The following is a 10049-nucleotide window of genomic DNA, read 5'->3' as shown; positions in this document are numbered from 1 at the left end:
CTTAACTTGTGGCGATCTGTATTCTAAGTAAACATTAATTTACAGTCCCAAGCCGCTTCATCGAAGGGACAGTCTATCTTCTACAAACACAATACGCGATCGCCTCACTTCCCCTTACCAGGCGGCGAAATCGTTCCATCCGCCTGCGCTTGTTTAATAGCTCGTTTCAGAATTAACACTGCCATTTGCGACAAAGAACGCTCCTCTGCATCCGCCACTTGTTGCAGAGCTTCTTTGTCTTCTTCTTCCATGTAAATACTCAATGTTACTTTTCCCATGTGACTATTATCAGCTTCTCTATGTGTTTTTATATTAAATCACTAAAAACACATACATTTAAATAGAAATACATAAATTTTATGTATAATTACTGATAAGTCAAAAGCCAGCGCGCAACTTTCTCAGGGCTGACGCACTGGCTTCTGGCTCCTTCTCACAGGAGACATATTCCATGTTAAGACCTGTTTGCCACAAAACAGATGAACACAGAAGTTATCTACAAGCTTTAGATGACTTTGGTATTGCTGAACTATTGGCGAAACTCAACAACTATTGTGAACAGCAAGAACAACAAACTTTAGCAGCGTTGTTGATTTCCCAATTAACTCAGAGTCTTGATGCTGAATTAGTTGCTAGTTATTTGAGTGCAATGGCGCTCAATCGCCAGGATCTATTCCCAAGAATAATTAACCAGAAATTTTCTGCTAGTTCTGTTGATTTACCCGACGACTTTCCTAATACAGCAAAGACACCCCGCTTTTTGTATGGCGACAAATTGCGTTGGATTGGTTCTGACACCGATTGGGGAACTGCGATCGGCAGATTTTATAGCTTTGCTCCCCATCTTTGCTGCTGGAGTTGGTGCTACCTAATTTGGTTAAGCAAAGACAGCCTCAGTGCAGCTTGGACATCTGCCGATATTGCTTGGGAACAAGATTTAGAACCAGTGGAAGAGTCGCTGCTATGACTAATCCACGTCCTTTACAGGTAAGAGAGCAAAATTTGATTGATCTATACAGCCATTGTCAATTAGGAATGACACCCAAGAATTTTTATGCCAAATGGGATGTTAATCATGAGGCGATCGCCCGAATTTGCTCTCGTTCACTTTCAACTGTCCGGCGCTGGTTCTCTAAAGGGCGCAACTATCGCCGTCCCATGCCTTCCGATTTACGCCATCTTGCTCTGATGGATTTTCTACTAGAAGGCTTTGAGGGTATTCCTAAAGAACTCTTAAAAAAGGTCTGTTTCCCTAACCGGCATAAATAGGAATTGAAAAGTTAGCAAATTTCAATATCAACCTGACATTTCTTTACCAGCCACCCTCACACTAGGGTGGCTTTGTCTAGGAAATTTTTGAACCAGAATTTGAGTTTTATTCAACCCAAATTAGCCAGCTAAATCACAAGTATTGTCAGGAGAATATTGTGACCTACGTCGAAAAGTTAAATCCTTGGTGTGTAGTCCGCCATTTTCCCACTATGCAACACCAAATTGTTGCTTGTTTTCGTCGCCGGAGTTACGCTGAGGCTCATTTACAAGCTCTGCGCCGACTCATACCAAACGTGACTTTCACAATTATTTTCAGTCTGGAAGTGCAGCAGTCAGACCAAGTTACCCCATAGATATCACATTCAGAAAGTAAACTGAATTTGTGGCGAACCTGTTTCAGAGGAGCTAATGCTCCTAAGCACGCTACCGCTAACGCATTTTAATCAAATATTCTTTTGGAGTCCAACGTCGTTTCATAATATAGGATTATCATTCAATAATGCTTCTGACACTTTGCCATATCGACAAACGGCGTAAAACACCTCTGACACCACGCATCCATCCATAGTGCAGGAACCTTAAACCTAGCCCCACAGTTGGGACATTCTGAAAGCAAGCTTAACTTGTGGCGATCGCACCCCTGAGTCACTTGAAACTGCCAGTCAATTTTGTGACAAGGCGACTCAATATAACAAACAGCACATAATCGAATAGGCTCCATTTTCATCCCCACACCAGGAGGTGGTAACATCTGCCCTAACTTCTCAGCATCAACCCCTACAACCTTAGCTAATGCCTCCAAATGTTGCTGAGAAGGAGGCGGATTCAACCGAAACTTTTCCCATTTTGCGATCGCACCCCCAAGTCCTGCTGCTTTACCTAACCCCGTAGGCGTTAAATCATTTGCCCGTCGAAAACGCCCTAAAAAGTGACTCAAACTTTCCCCCTCATAGGGTTGAACTCTAAACAGCCAAGGCTTAATATTTTCTGCTTCCATCACTTGTATTCAGCAGCTACTTCCTTCAAAGTTTCCAAGTCAATTTTTTGCAGTCCCTTTTTTAAAGCCCGGATTGCAGTCTCTCGCAGAATCATATCCATCAAACCGATATAACCTCCAGTTGCTTCCCCCAACGTCTTCAACATCGTTTTACTCGAAAGGTTGGAAGCAACTGGCAATCTGAGTATTTGCTTCTCCCAAATATCTACCGTTCGCTTAAAATCTTCCCCTGACATCTTTCCAAAACGGTGACAAGACCGAAAACGGTTGTAAACCTGCTCATCGCGCTTAATCACTGCATCTAAGCGGTCAGTTCCTACCAAAATCACTGCTATTTCCAACCTGTCAAAAATATCACGCACTTCCGCAAAAGTTTTCGGTTTAAAGCGGTCGGCTTCATCAATAATCAACATCTCCACCCCGCAACCTTTAAGAACCCGCAGCGTTCTATCTCGAATTTCTGCTACCGTTCCTTTAGTTACTTGATATTTCAAATGCTCCATAATTACCCCAAAGAATTCTTTAGCACCGCACTCCTGGGGAATTTGGATATAAGCCACAGGTACAGTTGGGGGCTTTCCTGCTTCTTGTTTGGGTTTATTCCTAAGCCTATAGGCATCACAACCCATAGTTTTACCTGTTCTTGATTCACCTACCACACGGCCAGACTGCCGTGATTGGCGCTTCCCTTCCAGCCAGTCATGAAGAATTTGTACTTGTTCCAGTGGAACATAACCTTTACGATTTAATCGCTGAATTTCCTCTTGCAATTTCTCGCTATTAACGGGGATCTCACCAAGTTGTTTGGCGATTGCTTGAGCTTCTTGTAAAGTCATTTTTACCAGCCGTAATCTTCACGCATTTGTTCGTAATCAAAAACTTCCGGCATCTCTGACTCAGTTTCGCTGTCAATAGATACCACCTCTACTACTTCCTCTGGCTCAACAGGTATAATGTGTTTAGCTTTTTTAGCCTCAGCCTGTTCTACTTTTTGGCGCTCTTTTTTGGTTTTCTTTTGAGTTTGGAATGTTTCGCGTTCCCTAACTTCTGCCAAAATTGACCGATTACTCACAGCCTTACCCGCTTCCCGTACTTTACGGCTGCTAGCTTTTGCTTCATCTAGAGATAGTTCTTCTGTCTCCAAATCTTGAGCATAAGCACGAGCAATAAATACCTCTTTATCCCCTTCTGTGCAATAAACCAAAATCGTTGTGATATCTCTGGGGTCATATCGCAACACAACACTTTCGCCTGCGTAACCCGCTAAGAGTTCACCTCGATACATCAAGTTTTCAAATTGCAGATATCCCCCGCGTTGAATTTGTCGCCGTGTTTGCTTCATTAGGCAAATATCCAAATCCCTCTCGGAAAGTAAATCAGGGGAAGCAATTAAACCAGATTCCCAGCGTTGAAATCTTGTCTGGTCGCCCATTCGAGCATCAAGTCGCTGGTTATAGTTATCAACGATGTAACGCACCAACATTTGCTCTAACTGCCGCAACGTTAAGCAAGCTTCTTTCTCCGCTTCCTCTGGTCGCTCTTGAACGTTTGAACCTGTGTATCCTTGTAAAGTTGAGAATAATTCTGTGTTTAGAGTTTTAAACGGACGTTCGACACTACCACCTTCAGATGGGCGATCGCGCAAATGACAAACAAACCCTAACTGCACTCCTATTTGCTGTAAATGGTTAGAACGAAAATCTTTACCCCCATCCGTATAAAAGTGTTGCGGCAAACCAGAAGTACCCCATTCTTCGTGAAGTCCATATTCTGAACCATATTGCTTGGACAAAATTGCATGACGTAGCCCCAAAGCTACAACCTGAGAACTTGGTGCATCGTAGCCCAAGTTAATTCCCATAATGCAGCGCGAATAACTATCAATAACCGTTGTTAACCAAGGACGACTAAGAATTTTGCCATGCTGATCTACTAATAAAACATCAACACGGGTATGGTCGCATTGCCAAACTTGGTTACTATGTTCTATCTGTAAATCTTTTCCATCACGGGTTTTAACTGATAAGCGCGAACCACGCCAACCCGGACTGCGAATACTTTTAGCTTGCTCAATTTTATCTATTAACGGTTGTAAAATTCGGTAAACCGTCATGTGGGAAGGAGGCTTAACTCCCAGTTCATCAGCTGTGGCCTTAGCTTTGATAAATACCTGCTGGCGAGTCATCCTTTTACTTCCCTTATTACCCTCCTTATAAGTTTTCAATACAAACTCTTGCCAGTCTTCATCAACTCGATGCTTCCCTTTATCCACCCGTTGATTTTGCACCAGTCCAGCTAAACCTTCGTGTTCCCATTTATCTACTAGCCGTCGCACTGTACGTACTGACTTACCAAGCTTTTCTGCTGCTTCCTTGAGCTTTTGCGTATATGTAGTGCGATCGCTATTTTCTAAAAGACTTTGAATCACCTCCATTTTCAGTAAAGCTTCATCCGAAAGTTTAGAAACAATAACGTTTGCTTCAGCAAGATCGTTATTAACATCTGCGGAGCTTGCCCAAGTTGTAGAGGTTGTAGAAGATTCTGTATTCTGCATATTATGTTTTATCAAAACATAGTTGTATTATACTATTATTTTGACAAATAATTTGTTAATTTATGAAAATCATGATTTTTCTAGTTTTCTGGAGATTGACAATTAAATTGTGAAATATCTGGCATTTGACATCTAATTTGTGAATACAGGCTTAAAGCAGTGTGACTGACGTAAACAGCAAAAAATATGCCATAATCCTTTCCATGACAGGTTTTTAAGTATTTGAGGTATTTGTGACAATATTCTGTTAAATTGACAAATAATTAGTTAATGTACAAAAACCCTAGCTTTTTGGCAAATACTTTTTCCACGTCATAAATTATCGATGAAGATCAAAAAGTAAAACTGCCATCCTACAAAGGTTTCAGCTTATGTGTTCGCCTAAGCGCAAAAATGGATAAAGTCGAGCTAAAGCGTTGCTACTTATTATATGTAGTTGGTGCTAGCGAACGTCGGCGTAAAAAGTAAAAGTTAAAGACCAAAAAATCCCGTTATTAAGATAAAAAGGTTAAATCAATATAATAAAGGACTGGTATGTCCAGTCCTTTTGTTTTTTGTCATATGGTTAATTTCTGATGCAGGGTTGAAGAAGAATTCAGAAGTCAGAGTTAGAGATATTAATCTCAGGCGATCGCACCTAACGGTACTTAAACATCTCCTTGGGTTTACTTACTTTTTTCGATTGAAAAACAGATTTAGTTTTTTATTATGCTTTGAACAAGTGATTTAATTCGCTGCTTCACCATATGATAAATGTTGTGTAAAAAATGCATCTGCCTTTGCCTTTCTTTTTTTACAGCTTGTTCAGCAGACCAAGTAGACCAAATTGAATTATCAAGGTATTGAAAAAATAAATCTTTAGAAGGATGGTTACAATTATTGTACCAAGGCTTATCCCTAGTTGAAAAATGAATAATGTCAGGATTATTAATTAACTGATTGAATACATCTTCTGTAAACGGACTATCTTGCCAAGATGAATATTGAAACAAATATGGCATTTGATTCCATCTGGGTTCAAGTTCGCCCCATTTTCCTGCAAGAATAGCATTCAAAACATCTTGATCGTGCCACCGCACAGACTGTTTATTTATTCTCAAATACTCAATTGCTTCTTCAAAAATTTTATCTTCCCGCCATTTTTTGAGATTCATTACTAAAACCCCGGAATTAAAGTATTTAGATTCTGGGGAAATGCCAAGATATTGATAATTCATGAGTCCTCTTGCCGAAGATACATAAGGCGCTCCCATATCCTGTGCTGCCAAGAGATAATATTCTCCAATATCAATATTCCATAATCGCTCTATATTTCCTTGCACAATCACATCGCTATCAATATAAATTGCCTTATTAAATTGCTTTGGTAACAGTTGAGGAATTAAAAGCCGATAGTAAGCAGCAATTGTAATGGTGGATGAAATTTGTGCATTTTCTAAGTGCTGATTTCTGGGCTTGAGCCAATTGATACTGACTTCCTCAGATTTTAAGTTTTTGATAATTCTCTGTTTGTTGAGTTTACTAATTCCACCATCAATAATATATAGAACCAACTTGTGTTCACTTTGGAAATTGGCAATAACTGAGCGGGTAGCCGATGCTATAGCCATAGAGTAGTTATCATCAGCAGCACAAACAAGAACAATTGGTTTTTCGTTTGATAGGATTGTCATTATTGGATTTGTATATAATTTAGATATTGCTAAAATAGACGCAGATATTTGAACATAATCACCGTATAAATACCCAAATTAACGCCTGTTTTCCCTGATCCCTCTTACCTCATTGAAAGTTTGGTATTTAAACAAGCGTATATCAAGGGTTTTACTTGATTTACGTTACATAACTTTATAACGTGTTCCATTTGGCAGGTATCCCGGCTGAACCCCTAGAAGAGGGTTAATTGTCCGCAAAAGTACCATACTTTCTATCGTTTTCAATAATTTGCTCAAGTTCTTCTAGAGTGTGAAAATAACTGATAAAAATTCTCCGTAGATTTAGGTGGAACTATTAATTTAGCTGTAGGGTGTGTTACGGCTTCCGTAACACACCCTACTAAATAAGTTGTGAAATTTTTTGAAGATTTTTCCAAAACAAATATTAACCTTTCACCGATGCCTTAGCACTGAAAATATAGGGAGTGCAAGCTTAGTAGCAATGGTCATTTCTGACAGTACCATCAGGCAAGGTCGTGTTGCAGAGGCTGACTACAGGCGATCGCAAACGGTGCAAAGATAAAGATAAAAAAGTAATATTGTTCTGCCAGTCTAACATAGTAGGATTGTTCAAGTAAAAGGGTACGCCTTGCGGGACGAGTAGCCATCAATCGCTAGTAGGCACCCTAAAATTAAAGCAAAAGACGATTCCTAAAAAAAGCACACTCCATGCGTATTTCTCTAAATTGGCTGCGCGAACTAGTAGAGATAAAACTTAGTCCAGAAGAATTAGCCGAAACCCTGACAATGGCGGGGTTTGAGGTTGAAGAGATTGAAGATCGCCGCACTTGGGCAAATGGCGTTGTTATCGGGAAAGTGCTTGAGCGTCAACCCCATCCCAACGCCGATAAATTGAGTGTTTGCCAAGTGGATATCGGTGCAGATGAAATTTTAAATATTGTCTGTGGTGCTGCCAATGTGAAGGTAGATATCTATGTGCCGGTAGCAACTACGGGTACTTACTTACCCAACATCGATTTAAAAATTAAACCTGCGAAACTGCGTGGTGTCGCATCTCAGGGTATGATTTGTTCTTTAAAAGAACTCGGTTTGCCCACTGATGTAGACGGAATTCATATTTTTACCCAGGAAAATTTACCATTGGGTAGTGACGTGCGTCCGTTGTTGGGTCTAGATGATGTAATTTTAGACCTTACCGCAACTGCTAATCGCGCTGATGCTCTGAGTATGGTAGGCGTAGCACGGGAAGTAGCAGCTTTAACAGGTGGAAAGTTGAGCATTCCTGAACCTAGTGAAGTCTCTATTATCAAAAGTATAGGAAATTTAGCTTTAAAAATTGCCGATACCCAAGCTTGTCCTGCATACATTGGTACGGTAATTGAACAGGTCAAAATTGCTCCATCTCCCGAATGGTTGCAACAACGTTTACGGGCTGCTGGGGTACGTCCCATAAGTAATGTCGTGGATATTACTAACTACGTTTTGTTGGAATGGGGACAACCACTACACGCCTTTGACCGCGATCGCCTACAATCTGTTGCAGATGGTGAAAATTTAACAATTGGCGTTCGTTTCGCCACTGCTGGAGAATCCCTCAAAACCCTGGATGGACAAACTCGCACCCTCTCAACCCAAAATTTGTTAATTACCGCTAACAACAGACCCATTGCATTGGCGGGAGTCATGGGTGGAGAAGAAACTGAAGTCCATGAAGGGACTAAAAGTCTAGTTTTAGAAGCAGCTTTATTTGATTCTGTGTCAATTCGCCGTTCTTCCCGCAGTGCAGGCTTAAGAAGTGAAGCTTCTGGTAGATATGAACGGGGAGTTAACCGGGCTGAGTTGGAAATAGCTAATCGCCGCGCCTTATCCTTAATTAGCGAATTAGCTAGTGGAATTCTAGTCCAGCAGGAAATTGCCGACACCCGCCCCCATCCTTCTACCTGGAGTCGTTCTATCGCACTGCGTTTAGACCGAGTTAATCAGATATTGGGGCCAATCGAATTGGAAGAGGATACAGGTGAACTCCAAGAACAAGATGTTGAGCGCATCCTGACTGCCTTGGGATGTCAGTTGACTCCTTCAGGCAATGTCCCAGGAGAAGATAGCACCCATCAACCCACATGGTCAGTTTCTGTCCCACCCTATCGTTACCGCGACTTAGAGCGAGAAATTGATTTAATTGAAGAAATCGCCCGACTCTATGGCTACAACAAATTCTGTGAGACTTTACCAGAAAAAGCGGAAGCTGGTTATCTGCCTTTAGATGAGGAACTAATTCGCAAGTTACGAGCTTTCCTGCGGGCTGAAGGTTTGACAGAATTAATTCACTATTCTTTAGTCAAACCAGGAGAAGACAGACCGATAGTACTGTCAAACCCCTTATTTGTCGAATATTCAGCGCTAAGAACCGATTTGATATCTGGGTTAATTGATGCCTTTCAATACAATTTAGAGCAAGGTAATGGTGCCCTTAACGGCTTTGAAATCGGGCAAATTTTCTGGCGGGAAGAAGACGGTTTGCAAGAAACAGAAGCCCTGGCTGGAATTGTGGGAGGGGATATTTCTGTTGGCAAATGGTCAAAAAGTGGACGCGAACAACCCATCACCTGGTTTGAAGCCAAAGGCATTTTAGAAAGTGTATTTCGGCAACTTGCCTTGCAGATAGAATTTCAACCCGATCGCCGCGATGATCGCTTACATCCAGGACGTACCGCTTCTCTGTGGATTCAGGGTAACAGACTGGGTATTTTTGGGCAACTCCATCCCCAATTGCGACGAGAAAAAGGCTTACCAGAGTCCGTTTATGTTTTCCAGTTGGATTTAGATGTGCTTTTAGATTCTCTAGGACAAGATGAAATCCTCGTCCCAACATTCCAGCCCTATTCTACCTATCCAGCTAGCGATCGCGACATCGCCTTTTTTGCACCCGTGAAAATCTCAGTTGCCGAAATTCAAAAAGTAATTACCAAAGCTGGTAAAGATTTACTCGAATCGGTGGAATTATTTGATGAATATCGTGGCGAAAATGTCCCCCAAGGACAGCGAAGTTTAGCATTTCGCTTAATTTATCGGGCTAGCGATCGCACCCTCACTGAGGGAGAAGTTGAACCAGTACACAATAAAGTCCGCGAAGCCTTGGTGGAAAAATTCGGCGTTAACCTGAGAAGTTAGGAGTAGAGATGCGATTAATCGCGTCTGTACAGGAGTGAGGAGTTTTTTGGTCTAGTTCCCAGGTTCAACCTGGGAATACTTTACTTGAGGCTGTGGTATTAGCTTTGGCCCGAAGTATTTGTGATAGTAGCGCTTTGTGCAGCCCGTAAATTCGGGGTAAAAATGGATAGTCTACACCTCGATTCAAGTTCGTTTCACGTCGATGGTAATTACATAAACAATGGAAAAGCAAATGTTGCAGAACCAGGAGGAATCGAAATTACTTATGGCTATTCGCCACTGAACGAAAGCGGCGATGCCGAACGCGAACAGCGTCTCGTAGAGAAAGAAGGCGGCAAGCTACGCAGTACTGTTCTGCCGAATCATTCAGCCTATCCAC

10 protein-coding genes and 1 pseudogene are annotated in these 10049 nt (G+C 41.5%); 5 read left to right on the top strand and 6 right to left on the bottom strand.

Annotated features, from left to right (window positions below):
• Positions 1 to 104: 104 nt before the first annotated feature.
• Positions 105 to 278 carry a ribbon-helix-helix domain-containing protein gene (locus V7K36_RS27350; RefSeq protein ID WP_335120820.1) on the bottom strand — a complete coding sequence of 58 codons (174 nt, stop codon included), beginning with the start codon at positions 276 to 278 and terminating at the stop codon, positions 105 to 107.
• Positions 279 to 451: 173 nt separating this feature from the next.
• Between V7K36_RS27350 and V7K36_RS27345 the strand changes: the two genes are divergently transcribed.
• The 3 genes from V7K36_RS27345 (at position 452) to V7K36_RS27335 (ending at position 1625) form a co-directional block, all read left to right on the top strand.
• Positions 452 to 967, top strand: a complete 516-nt coding sequence (locus V7K36_RS27345) for a hypothetical protein (RefSeq protein ID WP_335120819.1) — start codon at positions 452 to 454, stop codon at positions 965 to 967.
• Positions 964 to 1269, top strand: coding sequence for a helix-turn-helix domain-containing protein (locus V7K36_RS27340; protein ID WP_335120818.1), 306 nt, complete (start codon positions 964 to 966; stop codon positions 1267 to 1269). Before V7K36_RS27345 ends, V7K36_RS27340 begins: the two co-directional genes overlap by 4 nt.
• Before the next feature lie 158 nt (positions 1270 to 1427).
• Entirely contained in the window at positions 1428 to 1625 is a 198-nt protein-coding gene (locus V7K36_RS27335; RefSeq protein ID WP_335120817.1) for a hypothetical protein, read from the top strand.
• Positions 1626 to 1765: 140 nt separating this feature from the next.
• Here the strand turns inward: V7K36_RS27335 and V7K36_RS27330 are convergent, their stop codons facing one another.
• The 5 genes from V7K36_RS27330 to V7K36_RS27310 all read right to left on the bottom strand — a co-directional run bounded on the left by V7K36_RS27330 (position 1766) and on the right by V7K36_RS27310 (position 7097).
• Complete coding sequence (locus tag V7K36_RS27330; protein WP_335120816.1) at positions 1766 to 2269, bottom strand: TniQ family protein; 504 nt, start codon at positions 2267 to 2269, stop codon at positions 1766 to 1768.
• Positions 2269 to 3105, bottom strand: coding sequence for a TniB family NTP-binding protein (locus tag V7K36_RS27325; RefSeq protein ID WP_335120815.1), 837 nt, complete (start codon positions 3103 to 3105; stop codon positions 2269 to 2271). The genes V7K36_RS27330 and V7K36_RS27325 overlap by 1 nt, the downstream gene beginning before the upstream one ends.
• Before the next feature lie 2 nt (positions 3106 to 3107).
• A complete protein-coding gene (locus tag V7K36_RS27320; protein ID WP_335120814.1) occupies positions 3108 to 4823 on the bottom strand; it encodes a Mu transposase C-terminal domain-containing protein in 1716 nt (571 codons plus the stop codon).
• Positions 4824 to 5518: 695 nt separating this feature from the next.
• Positions 5519 to 6496, bottom strand: a complete 978-nt coding sequence (locus V7K36_RS27315; protein ID WP_335120813.1) for a glycosyltransferase family 8 protein — start codon at positions 6494 to 6496, stop codon at positions 5519 to 5521.
• Between the two features lie 475 nt (positions 6497 to 6971).
• A complete protein-coding gene (locus V7K36_RS27310) occupies positions 6972 to 7097 on the bottom strand; it encodes a hypothetical protein (RefSeq protein WP_335120812.1) in 126 nt (41 codons plus the stop codon).
• A 110-nt stretch (positions 7098 to 7207) separates the two neighbouring features.
• On the opposite strand from V7K36_RS27310, the gene pheT reads away from it, so the two are divergent.
• Entirely contained in the window at positions 7208 to 9670 is a 2463-nt protein-coding gene (gene pheT, locus V7K36_RS27305) for a phenylalanine--tRNA ligase subunit beta (RefSeq protein WP_335120811.1), read from the top strand.
• Between the two features lie 111 nt (positions 9671 to 9781).
• Positions 9782 to 9946, top strand: a pseudogene (locus tag V7K36_RS27300) (IS1634 family transposase); the annotation flags it as partial.
• Between the last annotated feature and the right edge of the window lie 103 nt (positions 9947 to 10049).

Source organism: Nostoc sp. (genome assembly GCF_036919555.1).
In the GTDB taxonomy this organism is placed as follows: Bacteria; Cyanobacteriota; Cyanobacteriia; order Cyanobacteriales; family Nostocaceae; genus Nostoc.
This window is presented reverse-complemented; position numbering and strand designations above follow the sequence as displayed.